Below are 17423 nucleotides of genomic sequence, written 5' to 3' on the forward strand. Positions count from 1 at the left end.
TGTTCACACTGTTAAAAATGTTAACCCTATAAGAATGATCGAAGTAACAGACAGTACCAGTAAGGGAAGCATTGCTTTCTCCCGCAAAGCCTTAAAGCTCACATTCAGCCCCATGCCTACCATAGCCATCGTTAACATAAAGGTGGTAACTTGAGAAATTCCGTTCGTCAGACTAGATGGAACTACAATATATTTTCCAAAAACATAGCTGCCCACAATACTTGTAGCCATAAAGCCGATGAGGAACCAGGGGAACTCCACTTTAGCGTCTGTACGAATTTTTCCAGTTCGTTTCATCCAAACCATTAAAACAAAGCTGAGCGGTATGAGTAAGAAAACACGCCCCAGTTTGGCTAATAAGCCCATTGCAAGTGCATCCTGTCCGGCAGGCGCTGCAGCTAAGGCCACATGTGCAATTTCATGTAAACTGATACCCGACCAGATTCCATATTGCATATCCGTCAAAGGAAGCCAGGGCCGAAGCACAGTAAACAAAATGGAAAATACCGTTCCAACCAAGGCAATGAGTCCTACCCCTATGGCTGTATCCTCATCTTTGGATTTTAACAAGGGAGAAACCGCTGCAATCGCTGCTGCACCGCAAACTCCTGTTCCAATACCAAGAAGAAGCGAAAGCGAAGCATCTGCCTTGAAACGTTTTGCCAGCCAAACCGTAAAAAAGATGGAAAATACAACAGTGCCCACATCACGCAAAAGTAAACCAAGTCCATGATGAATGACAACATCCATGTTCAACTTCAGCCCAAATAACACAATAGCTCCACGTAGTATTTTCTTTGCTGAAAACTCAACTCCCAAGCGCACAGCTTCAGGGTATCCCCACAACTGTCGGTACAGAATAGCGAGAAACATGGCACAAGCCAATGGACCTACATAATGAAAGCCTGGCAATTCGTTCAGGCCATAGCCTGCCAAAGCAAATAACATCGTGAGGACAATGCCAAATATACGCTGGAATAATCGCCCTCTGTTCGAAAATAATTTGGTGTGTTGTGTATGACTGTTCATGGTGAACCCCTCCAATTCTACATGCATCCAGCTTAATATGTTTTTTGTCATAAGAAAAATAAATCATTATAATAATGATAATAAGCAAATAGATATGATGAATTTGGAGGAATGGGCCTTGGACCAATCTTTAATCGTATTTGTTATGGTCGCGGAGAAACAAAATTTCACACGAGCTGCCGAGGTGTTACACATGACCCAACCTGCGGTAAGTCAATATATTCAAACGCTGGAACGTAGCGTAGGAACCCGCCTCCTGGAGCGTAGCAATAAGTATGTACGCTTAACCAAAGCAGGTGAAATTGTGTATCATCATGCTCAGGAGATTATCCGTCTCCATACACGGATGCAGTATTTGGTGGACGAGCTGATGCATACAGCAAAAGGAAACCTGTCGATCGGCGCAAGCTACACGTATGGCGAATATATGCTGCCGCATGTGATCGCGCAAATGAGGGTCCGGTATCCACTCATTCAGCCCTCCATTACCATCGGCAACACCCAGGAAATTGAAAAACTCATGATCCATAATCAACTGGATGTAGGCATTATCGAAGGAGAATTTCAGCATGACCATTTACACATCGAATCATTTGCTGATGATAGAATGTATATCGTCGTTCCGCAAAATCACCGTTTGGCTGGTAAATCTCAAGTGGATGTAAGTGAGCTGCAAGAGGACATCTGGATTCTGCGGGAAGAAGGTTCTGGAACCCGGGAAGCGGCTGAAAAAATGTTTGCACGGTTTCAGTTCTCCCCTTCTCATATGATGAATTTTGGCAGTACACAGATCATCAAAGAGTCTGTAGAAGCAGGCTTGGGGATTTCTTTGCTGTCCCAATGGGTCATTCAGAAGGAACTTGCTCTGGGAACATTAAAAGTACTGGATATTCGTAATCTTCCGGTTATTCGAAAATTCTCCTTCCTAACTCCTTCTTCGACATTTGAAACGAAAGCAAGCACCGCTTTTTTGGAGATTTTGCGAAGTTATAATGTGAAAAGGTAAAGTGCAGAAACAACGAAAAAAGCACCCATTAAGGTGCTTTCAACATAATCATTATCATGTTTTTTTATGAGGAAAGAAGATCCTTACCATGATAGAAGAAATGAGAAAAATCAGCGTAGCTTCCTTGGAATTGTTGCATATCATGAGCAGCAATACCTACAAAATTTCCTGTAAAACCCCCGGATAAAAAGCTGATATCCTGCATTTCAAAAAGCCGCTTCCAAGCAGGTTTGTCTCCGACTCCATAATAAAATTGCCCGTGGGATGCATGGACTTCCACAGCTAAATGTATAGGAAGATCGTCCTGAAGCGTAATTGCTTGAGGAACTAAGGTAAATGTATTGGCTTCACATCGCATCATGCGCAGTACCTTCCCTTGCCCCTCCTCATAGCTAATATAGGCGTACAAATAATCTTCTTCATTAAGGTACAGTAGTAGCCCCGCCATTTGTAAATAGCTTGTCGGCTTATACTCCAATGCTGTTTCTACCCGGAAATGATGATCCGTTTGCCGAATGGCAAGCACGTGATGCTGGAACAGACTTTGAATGGATTCTCCAGCCAGAATGCGAAGGTAGCCTGGGCGCTGGCTTAATGAACACCAGCTATCGTCCGCCAGGATACGCAATGTGTTCCACGTTTTATCTAATGTGGGTCCCTCGAAAAAATCCTCAAAAACATAACTCTGCTGCTCTTGCTTAACCGAGAACATCCCTTGAGGTGCGGGTACCTCCAATTGAGGTGTATGGCCCCCAGCAGTTAATCGGAGCCAGCCTTCATCATTCCAGTACACTTGCTGCAAGGCTGTTTCCCGTCCTAAAATGGCATATTTCCCCTCTACTGGACGTGTGCATAAATGAGCCATGTACCATTCGCCGTCTGGTGTTTGTACAAGACTGCCATGTCCTGCGCATTGTAACGGGAAATCAAGTTGATCACGTGACGTAAGCATTGGGTTGTGCGGGTCTACTTCATATGGCCCGGATATCTGCTTCGAGCGTGCTACGGTAACGGCATGCCCCGTACCCGTTCCGCCTTCCGCTGTAACAAGATAATAATATCCGTTTTGCTTGTAGATGTGAGGCGCTTCTGTTTTCTTTAAAGGAGTACAATCAAAGATTTTAACAGGCTCGCCAATGAGCTGTTGTTGCTTGCTGTCATACTCCTGCATGACTATACCGGAAGATTTATTGCTTTCCAACATGCGGTAATCCCACAATGCGTTCAACAGCCATTTACGTCCGTCCTCATCATGAAATAAAGACGGATCAAATCCGCTACTGTTAAGATAAACGGGGTCCGACCACGGTCCTTGGATCGTAGGCGCCGTCATCACAAAATTATGAACATCCTTGAACGGACGTTTGGTGCTTTTCACATCCGTATAGAGCAGATAAAAAAGGTCATCTGCATAGCTAAGCTGCGGTGCCCAAATGCTACAATTTTTAGGATTACCTCTTAAGTCAACCTGATCGGTCAAAATATCTGTGCAGTGCTCCCAATGGGCCAAATCTTTGGACTGGTACACCCGCACTCCAGGCAGCCACTCAAACGATGACACCACAATATAGTAAGTATCCTCGACACGTGTAATACACGGATCGGGATTAAAGCCTTTTAATATGGGATTTTGGATCATCATGAGACCTCACTTCTCCTTACTTCCAAAATGTAACTTCAGCAAAAACCTGTTCCTTGCTCCATGCTTCTGTTCCCGCTTCAAAACAATCCGCCCACGGAACACGCTGCTTACGTAACGTAGCAACTTCATCGTGTCCGTTATATTCTTGATAACAGACGGTTTTCTCGTTCGCAACATTGTCCCAATTGTCCCAGCCACGTGGGTCAATATGATCGCCCATTTTACAATCGACAAATACGGTCTTGGCATACTCCCGCCACGGACGCCCCAAAAAAACCGGGGTAATATCAGGCTCTGCAGTTAGGTAGCAATGGTTGAATACATAACCATACGCTTGTCCTTGCGGCGTAGAGGCAGCTGTAACGTAGCTCGTTTGGTTCTTATGATGGCGTAAACTGCGAATTTCGCAATCTTCAAAATACGCGGTAGCCCCACCAAAAATAAAGTCCACCGTACCCTCTATATAACAATGCTGATAGAGCTGCCGATAGTGCCTATGATGCTCCTTCAAATGGATTCCACCAAACTGGAGTCGTTCTTTCGGTGCAGGAGGTAGAGGGCCTGTAAATAAAGTATCCTGGTGCCCTTTAAAGGTACAGTTTCTAAAGACCGTTTCATCACAATGAGCGTATACCGCAACAGCCTGCCCAATGGCTTCTCCCTGTCCTGCCGTGTTGGAAATCGTGAGATTTTCCAAGATCAGATGGCTACCGCCTAAAAATAAAGTAGGTGTCGCAAAGGTCCCTATTTCCTCACCCGCTTCATCCCGCTCCTTGGCATACCGATCCATTCGAATCTCTACCTGCCCGATGCCTATAATATGAAGATATGAACGGTAAATTCGTACCTCTTCCTCATAAGTACCTGATAAAATAGTTAGCGTTTCCATTTCGTTGGAAGCCGACTGCTCCAATACAGCAATCGCCTCCTGAATCGTATGGAAATCACAAAAGGATTCTTTTCCAACTAGCATGGTTACCCCGATCCCTTCATTTGATTTACAGGTGTTCGGCTAAAAATGATTGCCACGCCGTTCGCATTTCCAACGTCTCCATATGTCCACCGCCCGCAATCACAGGCTGCCAATGCTCAGGGTGACCTGCCTCCTGATAAACTTCCAGCAGCCCTTTTGCCAAATGCTCGACTCCTTCAATAGGACACATCCGGTCATTTTGACCTGTTATACTCATCCGTGGACGAGGTACGATCCGCTTTTGAATATCCAAGGTGGTAAAATGCTTCAGCAAGCCGGGGACATAGGAGTAGAAGCCATGATGGTCCAATCCCCTTTTGGCGATCAGCGTATGGGCATCTACCTGTCCACAAATATCAACCGTGACCTGTATCCGTTCATCTAACGCAGCCATCCACCATGCCATGAGTCCACCCATCGACATACCGATTGTTCCGATACGAGAAGCATCAATGTCCTCACGCTGGCACATATAATCCACCAAACGACGGTTATCATACAGCATCATGCCCCACAGCACTTGGCCCTGCCAGAGCATTTCCTTTACCAGCTCGCTCTCGGTTTTGCCTCCACGTTCATTAAAGCCCCACATGTCAATGCAGCATACGCAGTATCCCATGTCTGTCAGAGTTGTAGCAAACGAGGGCTGCTGTAAGTAAGAACTGCTATGGATCAGTTCCTTGCGCCCGTTCGTATAATTGCCTCCATGCGAATGGTTAAAAACGACCAATGGGAACGGACCGTTCCCTTGTAAGGGTGTAGCTACATAAGCGGGTACAGACTCGATCCCGTTCAAGTCCAGCAGGAGACACTCCAGTCGATATCCCTCACGCTCTTCTTGATTCAGCAGAGTTGCCGTTACAGAGCGATCTGCCGGAAGGTCTCCCAACAATGCTTTCAACTTATCCACGTTGTACCTCCTTTCATGCCCTCCTAATTCATCATATTTTGTTCAGAAGGTTGTATCGTTACTTGTTCTATCAGCTTTTCGGGCTGAGCTGTATTCTTCGAATGGCAACGATTAATTTCAACGTCTTCCCCATTTTCAATATAAAAGGCAGGACCTTCATGATTCTCAATCGTCACATGTTGAAAACGAATATCCTTCACGTTACCTAGATAAAAACCACGGTTGTTCATATCTTCTATCCCTGTCATCATGGCCGGACGACCGGGAATTGCATTTTTAGCCATAGAAATATCAATATTGGAAAATGTGATTTCAGCAATATATCGTTCTGCAAGTCCGTATAAGAATCCAGCAGCCGCATGAACCTGTCGTGCCGTAATATCGGAAAAATGGATTCGTCTAAAGCACGGAGTTTCATCGGTAATCGGATAAGGATTTTTGTCCCACACATATTTGTCTTTGCCCCGAGGGCCGCAGAAATAATAAAGATTCAGAATAAATGGACAAATTACATCTTCCATCACAATGTTGCTGACGCGAATATCCTCGATGGTTCCGCCACGTCCTCGTCTGGATTTCAGACGTATGCCCCGATCCGTTTGCTTGAACACGCAATTGCTGATCGTAACATTACGAATGTCACCACTCATTTCGCTTCCCAGTACGACTGCGCCATGTCCATGCACCATCGTACAGTTGGTAATCGTAATATTTTCACATGGAATTCGCTCTTGTGTATCTTCAGTTCCTGCTTTGATCGCAATACAGTCATCGCCCACATCTATATTGCAGTTGCTAATACGAACATTGGAACAGGATTCAGGATTAATGCCATCCGTATTGGGGGAGTCCGCCGGGTTAAGAATGGACAAATTATCAATTGTAACGTTATAGCAAGCGATGGGGTTTACAGTCCAACTGGGGGAATTTTTTAACATAACATCTTTAATGGTAACCCGCTGACAACGGTCAAAGCTGATTAATTTGGGTCTCGGATACTGTAACTCCTCTGGATGATTGCGGTGCTTTTCCCACCACGGCTGACCATTTCCATCCAGCGTTCCGCTACCTGTAACTGAAATATTCTCAAGGTTCTGCCCATAAATGCATGACGCATGCACTTCCCGCTGAACGCCTTCCCATCTGGATTCTACTACAGGGTAATCAGCCAGTTCCGTACTGAAGGACAGAGTTGCGCCAGGGCTTACATGCAGCTCAATGTTACTTTTCAGAAAGATAGCACCTGTCAGATACGTCCCAGACGGAACAAAAACGGTTCCTCCTCCAGCATTGCTGGCCGCTTCAATGGCAGCCGCAATCGCTCCCGTAACCAGCGTCGTGCCATCCTGAACTGCTCCATAATCTACAATGTTATACAATTGCATTTCGTTCTCTCCTGTCTTTATATTTTGTGAATGTTAGATCCATTTTGTATTGGGAAGAAAGCATAAGCTGCCCCCGGATTTCAACATCCAAGAAATTATTCAAGGAGTCTGGGGGCAACAGCCATGCTCAGCTATTATTTTTTCGTTTTCTTATACGCTTCCTCGTACTCAGCAGTAATCCGTGATCCACCGGAGTTTTTCCAGTTTTCTACGGCTGCTTTAAATCCTGCTTCGTCAAGCTCACCCATAATAAATTTGAAGGAGGCGTCGGTAATGATTTTCTCCAGCTCTGTTCCTTGCTCATTAGCGGTGACTGAATCCAGTGGCACGGTTGGGTCCAGAACAGCAAATTCATTATTTTCTCGGACTAACTCATTAGCCAGTTCCTTCTCTGGATTGGCATCTTTTAAGTTGTAGGTCACTTCACTTGGTCTGGAGCTTGAAAACGGCTGAACATCTGCTTGCCACAAATCTGTATTCGTAATTTTGAAGGCTCCATCTTTTTCGATCTTATAATGAGTGCCTTCTATACCGCCGGTCATATACATATATACATCTTTGTCAATTAAATCATCTACAAATTGCAGCAGTCTCTTCAACTCAGCTTCTGTTTTTACTTCGGATTTCGGAAATGCCAGCAAACCTCCTACCCCGCTTCCCTCAGACCATACGTGGTATTTGCCATCTCCATTCGAAATCTTGTTAACCGGTACCAGCTTCAGCCCCTTTTGTAAGCCTTGGGACAAGGTTCTGAGGTTAGAGATATCGATCATGCCTGTATAAATACCTGCTTTACCTTGTGCAAATTGTTGCTGCTGGTCCGTTTTAGCGGTTACAGCAAAGTCTTTAGAAAGATATCCATTTTTGTATAATTTATTGGAATACTTTAAGGTCTCCAAATATTGAGGAGTATCAAATTCCGGCGTAAATTTTCCGCTTTCATCTACTTTCCAGCCATTAGGTGTGCCAAAGTAGGAACTTAAAGTTTTGAAGCTGCTGTAGCGTAGATCCGATCTGTCAACAAACCCAGTCGTATCATTTTTTCCATTTCCATCCGGATCATCTTCTGTAAACGCTCTCGCAACTTCATACAACTCATCCAGTGTCGTCGGCACCTTCAGTCCCAAGCGATCCAGCCAATCCTGGCGAATGACCAGACCCGCCCGAGCCAGATTCTTCTGGAACGGAACGCCATACAGTACCCCTTCAATGGATGCGGCTTCCCGAACTTCAGGCGGGATTTTCTTCAAATTTTCATAATCATCCAAATACTTTCCTACATCCCAGAATAGCCCTGATTTCAAAGAGCTTCGTACTGAAGAATTTGTCATCATCGTCAGAGTCACCATATCGGCCAATTCGCCGGATGCAAGCGCGGTAGTGATTCTCTCCTCTTTGGAAGCGTCAGGCACCCAATTGAACGTGATTTTAGAATTGGTGTATTCTTCAATTTTGCTTTTGATCGTTTCTGTAGGCGGAGAAGCTGTATGCAATACGTTTAACCAGGTAAATTCCAGTTTGGACTTCGGATCATAGGTTTGGCCGCTTTGATCCTCAGCTCCCTTGTCACCGCAAGCAGCTAAAAAAACACTCATGACCATTAGTACAGCAAGAAGGCCCGATACTCCCTTTTTCGTCGTGATTCCCTTTTTCATCGTGTTTGCTCCTTTTCTGTTTAAATATTTATGCCATATCTTCCTCTTTCACCAGAACCTCTCGCTCTATTTTGCTGAACACCTGATGCGTCATCCACATCACGAGATAACCCATAATACTTGCTCCGGCAAAAGTTAGAATTCCTGGGTACAAGCCTAGAATCAATGCAAAAAGCACGACAATGGCTACAAAAAGAACAAGCGTATATTGTAAATACGAAAATCCAATCACTATCGACATTTTGACCTTCAGTCCGATACCTTTCCAATCATAGTGAGCCAGCAGCGGGAAAATGTAGGCCAAAGAGATGAGATACAAAAAGGCTCCAATAAGCGTCACCACACGAACATACCAGGACGAGACGTTGACTATATCCACGTAGAGCACGTAACCCACAAGGCTGTAAAGCCCGCCAATGATTGCTGCTTCTTTAAAGCTTTCTCTAAAGTAACGTACAAACGTCGAGAAAATGGCGACTTCCTCATTGCCCCGAATCCACTGCCTTAAAATACTAAGCATAGCAACGGTTGCAGGCCCAACGCCTATAAAACCCAAGCCCAGAATCGTAGCAACCGTCCAAAGCAAGTTAAGGTAGACCAGGCGCAGCAGGCGCATGCACCATTTGTTCATGTTTTCTACAAACCGTACCATTTTGCATCCTTCCCGTCGTCATTAGTAAACGCCGTCTTCACCAAATTTCTTGGCCAGTCGATTGGAGCCCATAATCAGGATTAAACCTACTACACCTTTAAAAAGTCCTACCGTCGTACTGAAACTTAATTGTCCATTCTTTAAGCCCGCAGTATAAATGTAGGTGTCAAAGATTTCGGCAACCTCGCGGTTTAATGAGTTCAATAGCAGGTACATATGCTCAAAGCCCAAATCCAACGTGCTACCGATCTTCAAAATTAATAATGTAATAATGACTGGGCGGATCGCAGGCAAGGTAACGTGCCATGTCTTTCTCAGGCGTCCAGCTCCGTCCATCTCTGCTGCCTCATACAATTGCGTATCTACCACTGTAATCGCAGATAGATAAATGATGGTAGACCAGCCGAGTTCCTTCCAAATCACTTGCCCGATGTAGACGGTTCGCAGCCATTGTGGAGAAGTTAAGAAGCTGATCTTCTCACCGCCCAGCGCGGCAATCATTTCATTCAGCACCCCACCGTCTACGGTTAGGAATACATAAGAAATCGAAACAATGATAACCCATGACATAAAGTGCGGGATGTAGATGATGGTTTGAATAATGTTTTTAAAAAACATCTTCCTAACCTCGTTCAACATGAGTGCCAAAATGATGGGCAATGGAAAAAAGATTACAATGTTCAGCGCAAACAAAACCAGTGTATTACGAAGCAGCATAAAAAACGTAGGCTCGGTAAACAAACGAATAAAATGCTTCATTCCTACCCATGGACTGCCCGTGATTCCCTGAAAAGCTTGATAATCCTGAAATGCAATCACCAATCCCCCCATAGGAAAGTACTTAAAAATAATGAAGTACACCAGTCCGGGTAAAACCATTAAATAGAGCAACTTGTGTTTCTGCATTCGTAAAAGGCTTTCTGTCGTTCTTTTGTTCTTTTTCATTTTCATGTTTGGTGCGGGGACACTTGAAACTTTCATTAGTTCGACCTCCTTCAAACGTTCCTGTATACGTTTTCAAGAGTACGCGATTTTCAGCATTCCGCATATAATCATCAAATGATAGCGTTTACAAAATTGAGTATACAGCCTACTTTTCAACCTTTTCACCTTAGCTAATGATTACAACACAACCTAATGATCATCCGCTTTTCTCCATGATTAGAGAACACCTCAAGATTTGATTATATACGGAATTCTTTCCTCTTGATAAGGTTGACATGTAAACGATTACGAGGAGGTCAACCACATTGACGCAACCATTACGAAAACAAAAATTACGAAAAAAAGAATCGCTGGGCAGCCGTATTTTCAACATTGTAAACAGTACACTATTGATTCTCATTGCCCTCACTTGTCTCTTACCTTTTTTGAATATCATCGCCAGCTCTTTTGCCTCAACTGAAGAAGTGATAGCCAAGAAGTTCATTTTATTCCCCGTTACTTTTTCCTTGGATGCCTATCGCTATATTCTGTCGACTCCCACCATTTTTAGAGGTCTCGGGGTTTCGGTTGGAGTAACGGTCGTCGGTACAGTTGTAAGTATGATATTTACTGCTTTTATGGCTTATGGATTATCCCGAAGATATCTACTTGGCCGCAATACGATTAACTTCATTGTAGTGTTCTCTATGTTGTTTAGTGGGGGGATGATTCCGACATTCCTGGTTGTAAAAAGCATGGGGCTTATCAATTCGTATTGGTCCTTGATTCTTCCCGTGGCCATTAATGCGTTTAACCTGATTATCATGCGTAACTTTTTTCAGGCGCTGCCAGATGATTTGGAGGAATCAGCCAAGATGGACGGGTGCAACGATTTTGGTATCTTCTTTAAAATTATGTTGCCGTTAGCCCTGCCTTCTATTGCAACCATCTCTCTATTCTACGCTGTTGCCTACTGGAATACGTATATGCACGCCATTCTCTATATTAATGATTCTGCAAAATGGCCGATTCAAGTCTTGCTACGTCAAATTGTAATCGTTTCCAGTGGTATGCAGGCAGAAGGAACTGCTGTAGATGTCATCCCGCCTGCGCAGACGATTAAGATGGCAGTCATTGTCATTGCGACCGTTCCGATGTTAATCGTGTATCCATTTGTGCAAAAGCACTTTGTCAAAGGAGCTTTATTAGGAGCGGTTAAAGGCTAATTGGCTTGCTTCATCTTTCGGTAAGCTCCCGGTGTAACCTGTTCCTTTTTCCGAAAAGAGCGGATAAAGTTTTGCGAATTATGATATTGCAGTCGCTCAGCGATTTCTTTAATCGTCATATCGGTCTCAACAAGCCATTTCTTGCCCATTTGTAACCGGTAGCCCATTAGATATTCACTAAACGTCGTTCCGTATTCTTTTTTGAAAATGCTGCTCAAATAATTCGGATTGTAATGAAGTCGGTCTCCAATGAGTTCTAATGATAATTCCTGGTCATATTCAGCACGGATAATAGCAGCAATTTTTTCCGAGAGACAGCGGAATTGCTGATTGGTCTTCTCCTTCATGCTTTTTACCATAGGGAAAATAACTTGCTCTATCAGCATACGTTCTATCTCTTCCGGGTTACGGATGTCCAGCAAACGATGATACAAGGCATGATTGTCTTGCGTCAGCAGCACTTCAATCCCTAATAGCTGCTCCAATTGGATGAGGTTATTCACAAACCGTACCAACAGCACTTCAAAGTTCATGGAATGATTGTTTTTTATCATCATTTCCTCCAATAAAGAGTGCACGGTATGGTATACCTGCTCTTCGTCCCCTATTCGGATGGCATCAAACAGTTTTGATTCCAATTCCGTAGGATAATGAAGCAGCACCGGACCTGAAATGACCATGGAAATATCTTCATAAAAAATAATTGATTCTTTGCCTAAATTTAAACGGTGATGCAAAGCTTGCTTGCTCATCTCACAGGCTTCTTTACTTTCTAATAAGTTATCATACGCAGTACTAATGCCGATGCTGATGGATACATTCAAATACTCTTTTACGTTTCGAACCAAAAGGGTCGCATCATCTAGGACTTGCTTTCTCATTTCCTGTTCGCTCTTACCTGTCAGAATTAATATGGTGGCCTGAGTGTTATCGTTCAAAATGATGGGAAGCATTCGCTGCTGCTCTGGAATCGTTTCTTCTACGATTTTATTAATAGCCAGCAGCAAAACATCTTTATCCGAGGGCTCTCGATCTCCCAGATTATCCAGTTGGACTAACAAGGTAATATACATTTGATTCTCGATCGGCGGATAACCCAAGCGTGGCATTTTTCGTGCCAATTCCTCTGCAGAAATACGTTTGCGGAACAGGTTGAGAATCAATTGGGTCTCCAACTGTGGCATTTCGGACTGAATGAGACTTTCCAAGCTTTCTTTCTCGGTTACAATGTTATCGATTGAATTAATAATCCATTCAATTTCATTTTTAGAAGGTTCATTTTTGAAAGCGAAATTAGGATTTTTAGGCAAGCTTCGTTTTATTTGCTGAAATGGCTTTGTAAAGTAAATGGCAATGAAGTACGCCACTACCACCATTAAGAGCGTTAATACAAGTCCCATCATGATGATCCCAAATTTGGTCGTTTGAAAGGCATCCGCAATTTCTTTCTTATCTAATACCGTTAAGTAAGTCCAATTGTTGTAAGCAGATTTGGCATAAATGACTTGTCGTGCAGGCTGCTGATCCGTTTTCTCCAAAGTTAACATACCTGTGTTGTTCGGCTTCACTGCAGCTTCTGAAATATGCTGAAGCTGTTGGGTGGACAATAATTGTTCAGCAGGCTGGGTTTCATACATTAAATCGCCTTGTTTATTCAAAATAAAAACAGCCATATGATCCTCGGTTTGAATCGTATGATTTAACGTTTGCAGCGAAATATCTGACAAAGCAATGGCTTGCTTCTTCTTAGAGAATACAGGCAAGGTATTAACAAAACGAATTCCTTTATCTGTTTTAACCCAGAATAGTCCCTTCTCTTGGTGGTCGATATAGGTACTAATCAGCTTTTCTCGTTCCGTTTTCGTCAAATAGGACAGGCTTCCATTGGAGATTCTCCAATTCTGATCCAGACTGATTAGCGAATATTCCGTCCCCTCTAATCCCATCGTAGCAATATAATTGAGCTGAGTATTCACATTCCGATACGCTATAAAATCTTTTTCTGTAATGGGATTTTTCACAACATCATTAAAGGAACTGGTCGTGCTATACGTATTAAAAGCATATTCAATCGTTTGAATTTTCTGCTCCAGACTATTTCTGATCTGTGCCATGTAGCTTTGCTTGGTATTGGAAACTCTCTCCACAACGGAGCTAATTGTTGTAAAATAGATGTAGCTGCCAAAACTGGCCACCAATCCTATTCCCAAAACCAGAATCGTAATAAAAATAGTATAGAACATTCTTCCTTTTTTCATTGCGCTCCCCCTCTGGCTCTTTGCATCACAACAAAATTATAGCGCTTTCATAACAAGGTTTAAATCATTTTTTTCACGTGTGCATTATTTTTTACATCCGTATCATTCCAATTTAAGTCGATTTTGTTTGGTTTGCGGCAGTTAAAAAGAAATTTGGAGGAGTTATTTATGTTACATGTTGTTAGTCCTAAAGAACCGATTATAAAAAAAGAATTTCCGTCAGACACTTCCTTTCTCTCCCTCTATCCCGTAGCAGTTCGTGAAGCTCGTCCTTTTATATTGGTACTACCTGGCGGTGGCTACGAGCATTTGGCCTCACATGAAGGAGAGCCTATAGCTCGGTGGTTGAATGATCTAGGTATTCATGCGGGTGTGCTGGAGTATCAAGTCGGCGATTTCGAGATTACTTCCTTGTTGAAGGATGTAGAACATGCTCTGCAATGGATTCGCCAAACACCGCATGATTGGCTAGTCATCCCTGATCAAGTGGGGCTCATCGGTTTTTCAGCAGGCGGTCACTTGGCCTCCATTGTCTCCACTATAGGGATGGTAAAACCAGATCTTCTGTTGTTGGGATACCCTGTAATTTCATTTCATGAGCCTTATACACATATCGGAAGCCGTACACATTTTTTAGGGGAACAGCCGACGCTGGAGCAGCTCCAAGCCTTTTCATCCGATCGGCAAGTAACTTCACAGACACCTCCAACTTTGATGTGGACTACAGCCAATGATGGCGCTGTACCGGTAGAAAATAGTCTGTTGTTCGCTTTTTCATTATCCAGAGAACGTATTCCGTTTGAACTGCATGTATTTGAGGAAGGGCGACACGGCTTGGGACTGTCAGAGGACAACCATGAATGCCATCAATGGCTTAATCTGGCGGAAACTTGGCTTCAAAAACATGGATATGCTCAGGCAAGGCAACAGATGACAACTCGACTGTTTATCGCTGGGGACTCCACTGCAGCTCAAAAAGGGGCTACCGAAAAACCGATGACAGGCTGGGGCGAACACTTGCAAAGCTACTTGGCACCGTCTGTTCATGTGGACAATCGTGCCGTCAATGGACGAAGCACCAAATCTTTTATAGCAGAAGGCCGGTTAGCTGATATTGAAAAAGATATTCAAGCTGGAGATTATCTGTTTATTCAATTTGGACACAACGATGAGAAAAAAGAAGACCCCACTCGCTATACCGATCCTGATGGAGAGTATCGTCAAAACTTAATTCAATACATTCAGTCCGCTCGGGAGCGTGGTGGAATTCCAGTGCTATTGACCTCTGTAAGCCGCCGCCGCTTCAAAGCAGACGGTGAACCTGATCCGCTGGCTGTAGGAGCCTATCCTGCTACCATGAGACAAGTAGCCGCGGAAACCAAGACACCCCTGCTCGATATTTTTGAAGCTTCTCAGCAGCTATATCGTTCAATGGGTGAAAAAGAGTCACAGCAGCTATTTATGCATTTGCCTGAAAAAGCGCATCCTAATTACCCCGCTGGTGTAACGGATAATACCCATTTTTCTGACGAAGGAGCCAAACAGGTCGCCCAGCTTGTAGCGGAAGCAATTCGACAGTGTGCGGAACTGTCTGCATTAAAACAGCGTATGGTAGAAAAGAATCTAGATAGCGATGAGAGGCTTGCACACCAGCTTGTCAACTGATATCAAGAACTAAATAGATACAAACACAAAACGGACTTGGAGCAAATCACTCTGACGTCCGTTTTTTATTTCGTGTGATCAAAGACTATACAGCTATGAAGAATAGTTCAAAAGTATGGTAAATAAAAAACTTAAATTGTTATATTTTAATTCTTTTGTATTTTATAGGACTTTAGAATCGTTTTGTTGTATTATTTTGACAACATTTGTCGAATGAAGTGAAATCAATAATTTTACATGGTATATTTTAGGAATTAAAATCATACATCAGGAGGAATTCTTTATGAATACTAAGAAAATATTATTATCAACAGCTATGTCTCTGGGACTTATTGGGAGTATTATCGTCCCTAGCGCGTCCGCATCTGTAGGCCCTTCTCCGGTAATTACGCCTGTCGTAGAAGTTAACGGAGTATACTACAGAACGGCTACGTTGCCACGTAATTATTCCTATGCGTTGTCAAATTACCCAGGGGATACTTATAAAGTGGCGAGCGGAAATGTCACCGTCTCCGCTTCCGGGGTGGTAACAACTAGTACTGCAACGACTGCAAGAGTTGAGATTTACGGCGGTAACGGTAAATTGAGAATGGTATACACTGTTAAGGTATCCTAAGATAAAAACGGTAAAAATAGCACTGTCCGTTTATTGGGCGGTGCTATTTTTATGGACGGGCTGATGTCAACCCCTATTCTCATAGCTATTCAATGTCCTGTTCTTTGAACTCTAAAGATCATGTTTAAACCGAATCCAATTAAAACGAGGCCCGTAGCTTTATCAATAACATTTTGTACTCTCGGAGACATTAACCATTTCCTTACATAACTCAACAATAATACGATTGTTGCAAACCAAACAATGGAAACAGCTGCACAAAGTAAAAAATGAAGGCTTGATTGTAGCCAGGCATAATAAATTTCGGTAAAAACGTGAGAAAAAATAGTGAAATTAGTTATTTGTAAATATTTATAGAAAAATAGATCTAGTTCTGATAGACTATTGCTACTATATTTTTATGCTGGAGGATATTGGGTTCATGAAAAATAAAGCTTTTTTCTCTCTTTTGTGTGCTTTTATTATTTTTATAATGGGATTAACAGCATGTGGAGTATCATCAAGTAAAGATCATTCATTATTATCTAAAGAAGAATTTGAACAAATGTACGTCAATGCTGATCAGTTTGAAGACCGCTCTATTGATTTTTATGGACAAATCACTAATGGTCCTAAGGAGGATAGAAATGGGATTTATGTTCAAGTGAATGCTGATCCGAAAAATAATAAAAAAAACACTTTTGTCTACGGCAATAGTTTTTCCAGCTTCTCTAATGCAAAAGAGAATGATTTTATCCACGTAACCGGTACTGTCATTGATAAATATCGCTATAGAACGACCTACGGCACCTACACCTCAGCTCCTGCCATCTCGGCAAATAAAATAGAAAAATCTATGTTTATTGATCCTACATTGAGCACTATAGAAGTAAATAAGTCAATAAAACAAAAGGGCTATATCATGACTCTTCAAAAAGTCGAGTTTGCTGAAGAGGAAACACGGATTTATATGGCAATCGAAAATAAATCTAAAAACACGATAAATTATTATGACTTTTATACTAAATTGGTTCAAGGAAACAAACAATACGAACCAACAACTGATAGTGTAAGTTATACTTATCCTGCGTTACAGTCTGAAATACTACCTGGTATGAAGACAGAAGGAATTCTGACATTCTCAAAAGTTGACTCTTCTACGGACTTAACCTTAATTGCAAAGGGGTCTGCGGAGGATTTTTCCATTGAATATAATCCGTTCAAGTTTAAAATCTCAAAAAAATAGTCTTTTGGGAGCTTCTCCTAGCCTATGGATTGCATCCCCTAGAATAGATATTGATCCCCACTGGGTAGTTTAATATATTCTAAGGGGGCATTCTTCATGGCAATGAAAGATTAAAAAAATTAAATCACATTTAGAAAAAGTGAAGAAAGAGAAGGTTCGCTGCAAATTATAATCGCTCCCTAATAAAGGGGCTATTTCCCTCCATTTTCTCACCCTCTATAAACAACAAAAAAACCCTTGCTACGCAAGGGTTTTTG

Annotated in this window: 15 protein-coding genes; 5 read left to right on the forward strand and 10 right to left on the reverse strand. The window is 42.7% G+C overall.

The window, feature by feature from the left end; all coding sequences use genetic code 11:
* Nucleotides 1–3: 3 nt before the first annotated feature.
* On the reverse strand, nt 4–1029 hold the full coding sequence (locus MKY24_RS17330; protein ID WP_339200509.1) for a putative sulfate exporter family transporter: 1026 nt from the start codon (nt 1027–1029) through the stop codon (nt 4–6).
* A 118-nt stretch (nt 1030–1147) separates the two neighbouring features.
* Between MKY24_RS17330 and MKY24_RS17335 the strand changes: the two genes are divergently transcribed.
* Nucleotides 1148–2035 (forward strand): LysR family transcriptional regulator, encoded by an 888-nt coding sequence (locus tag MKY24_RS17335; RefSeq protein ID WP_339202349.1) that lies wholly within the window; start codon nt 1148–1150, stop codon nt 2033–2035.
* A gap of 64 nt (nt 2036–2099) precedes the next feature.
* On the opposite strand, the gene MKY24_RS17340 is transcribed toward MKY24_RS17335, so the two are convergent.
* The 7 genes from MKY24_RS17340 to MKY24_RS17370 form a co-directional block, all read right to left on the reverse strand.
* Nucleotides 2100–3677 carry a glycoside hydrolase family 43 protein gene (locus tag MKY24_RS17340; RefSeq protein ID WP_339200510.1) on the reverse strand — a complete coding sequence of 526 codons (1578 nt, stop codon included), beginning with the start codon at nt 3675–3677 and terminating at the stop codon, nt 2100–2102.
* Between the two features lie 16 nt (nt 3678–3693).
* Nucleotides 3694–4650: a pectinesterase family protein gene (locus MKY24_RS17345; RefSeq protein WP_023989413.1), complete on the reverse strand. Its 957-nt coding sequence runs from the start codon at nt 4648–4650 to the stop codon at nt 3694–3696.
* Between the two features lie 25 nt (nt 4651–4675).
* Complete coding sequence (locus MKY24_RS17350; protein ID WP_339200512.1) at nt 4676–5560, reverse strand: prolyl oligopeptidase family serine peptidase; 885 nt, start codon at nt 5558–5560, stop codon at nt 4676–4678.
* Nucleotides 5561–5583: 23 nt separating this feature from the next.
* Nucleotides 5584–6945, reverse strand: coding sequence for a glycoside hydrolase family 28 protein (locus MKY24_RS17355; RefSeq protein ID WP_068942319.1), 1362 nt, complete (start codon nt 6943–6945; stop codon nt 5584–5586).
* Between the two features lie 134 nt (nt 6946–7079).
* On the reverse strand, nt 7080–8600 hold the full coding sequence (locus tag MKY24_RS17360; RefSeq protein WP_028540499.1) for an extracellular solute-binding protein: 1521 nt from the start codon (nt 8598–8600) through the stop codon (nt 7080–7082).
* Nucleotides 8601–8628: 28 nt separating this feature from the next.
* Nucleotides 8629–9252, reverse strand: coding sequence for a DUF624 domain-containing protein (locus MKY24_RS17365; RefSeq protein ID WP_023989417.1), 624 nt, complete (start codon nt 9250–9252; stop codon nt 8629–8631).
* Between the two features lie 21 nt (nt 9253–9273).
* Nucleotides 9274–10233: a sugar ABC transporter permease gene (locus MKY24_RS17370; RefSeq protein WP_023989418.1), complete on the reverse strand. Its 960-nt coding sequence runs from the start codon at nt 10231–10233 to the stop codon at nt 9274–9276.
* 269 nt (nt 10234–10502) lie between these two features.
* Here MKY24_RS17370 and MKY24_RS17375 point away from each other — a divergent pair, with 269 nt between their 5' ends.
* Nucleotides 10503–11402 (forward strand): carbohydrate ABC transporter permease, encoded by a 900-nt coding sequence (locus MKY24_RS17375; protein ID WP_028540498.1) that lies wholly within the window; start codon nt 10503–10505, stop codon nt 11400–11402.
* On the opposite strand, the gene MKY24_RS17380 is transcribed toward MKY24_RS17375, so the two are convergent.
* Complete coding sequence (locus MKY24_RS17380; RefSeq protein WP_053325758.1) at nt 11399–13660, reverse strand: helix-turn-helix domain-containing protein; 2262 nt, start codon at nt 13658–13660, stop codon at nt 11399–11401. The two genes, MKY24_RS17375 and MKY24_RS17380, sit on opposite strands and share 4 nt — an antisense overlap.
* A 168-nt stretch (nt 13661–13828) precedes the next feature.
* Here MKY24_RS17380 and MKY24_RS17385 point away from each other — a divergent pair, with 168 nt between their 5' ends.
* Together MKY24_RS17385 and MKY24_RS17390 are read left to right on the forward strand one after the other, a co-directional pair.
* Entirely contained in the window at nt 13829–15325 is a 1497-nt protein-coding gene (locus tag MKY24_RS17385; RefSeq protein ID WP_339200514.1) for a GDSL-type esterase/lipase family protein, read from the forward strand.
* 283 nt (nt 15326–15608) lie between these two features.
* Nucleotides 15609–15941 (forward strand): hypothetical protein, encoded by a 333-nt coding sequence (locus MKY24_RS17390; RefSeq protein ID WP_075154446.1) that lies wholly within the window; start codon nt 15609–15611, stop codon nt 15939–15941.
* A gap of 89 nt (nt 15942–16030) precedes the next feature.
* On the opposite strand, the gene MKY24_RS17395 is transcribed toward MKY24_RS17390, so the two are convergent.
* Nucleotides 16031–16282, reverse strand: a complete 252-nt coding sequence (locus MKY24_RS17395; protein WP_305953836.1) for a LysE family transporter — start codon at nt 16280–16282, stop codon at nt 16031–16033.
* 80 nt (nt 16283–16362) lie between these two features.
* Between MKY24_RS17395 and MKY24_RS17400 the strand changes: the two genes are divergently transcribed.
* Nucleotides 16363–17166: a DUF4352 domain-containing protein gene (locus MKY24_RS17400; RefSeq protein ID WP_053325761.1), complete on the forward strand. Its 804-nt coding sequence runs from the start codon at nt 16363–16365 to the stop codon at nt 17164–17166.
* Nucleotides 17167–17423 lie beyond the last annotated feature (257 nt).

The sequence above is a fragment of the Paenibacillus sp. FSL P2-0322 genome (genome assembly GCF_037975315.1).
Taxonomy (GTDB): Bacteria; Bacillota; Bacilli; order Paenibacillales; family Paenibacillaceae; genus Paenibacillus; species Paenibacillus polymyxa_B.

Excerpts from the sequence above, each read along its gene's own strand:
- MKY24_RS17360 (WP_028540499.1), bottom strand. The coding sequence starts at position 8,600 with ATGAAAAAGGGAATCACGACGAAAAAGGGAGTATCGGGCCTTCTTGCT.
- MKY24_RS17400 (WP_053325761.1), top strand. The coding sequence starts at position 16,363 with ATGAAAAATAAAGCTTTTTTCTCTCTTTTGTGTGCTTTTATTATTTTT.
- MKY24_RS17390 (WP_075154446.1), top strand. The coding sequence starts at position 15,609 with ATGAATACTAAGAAAATATTATTATCAACAGCTATGTCTCTGGGACTT.
- MKY24_RS17365 (WP_023989417.1), bottom strand. The coding sequence starts at position 9,252 with ATGGTACGGTTTGTAGAAAACATGAACAAATGGTGCATGCGCCTGCTG.
- MKY24_RS17340 (WP_339200510.1), bottom strand. The coding sequence starts at position 3,677 with ATGATGATCCAAAATCCCATATTAAAAGGCTTTAATCCCGATCCGTGT.
- MKY24_RS17345 (WP_023989413.1), bottom strand. The coding sequence starts at position 4,650 with ATGCTAGTTGGAAAAGAATCCTTTTGTGATTTCCATACGATTCAGGAG.
- MKY24_RS17355 (WP_068942319.1), bottom strand. The coding sequence starts at position 6,945 with ATGCAATTGTATAACATTGTAGATTATGGAGCAGTTCAGGATGGCACG.
- MKY24_RS17330 (WP_339200509.1), bottom strand. The coding sequence starts at position 1,029 with ATGAACAGTCATACACAACACACCAAATTATTTTCGAACAGAGGGCGA.
- MKY24_RS17370 (WP_023989418.1), bottom strand. The coding sequence starts at position 10,233 with ATGAAAGTTTCAAGTGTCCCCGCACCAAACATGAAAATGAAAAAGAAC.
- MKY24_RS17380 (WP_053325758.1), bottom strand. The coding sequence starts at position 13,660 with ATGAAAAAAGGAAGAATGTTCTATACTATTTTTATTACGATTCTGGTT.
- MKY24_RS17385 (WP_339200514.1), top strand. The coding sequence starts at position 13,829 with ATGTTACATGTTGTTAGTCCTAAAGAACCGATTATAAAAAAAGAATTT.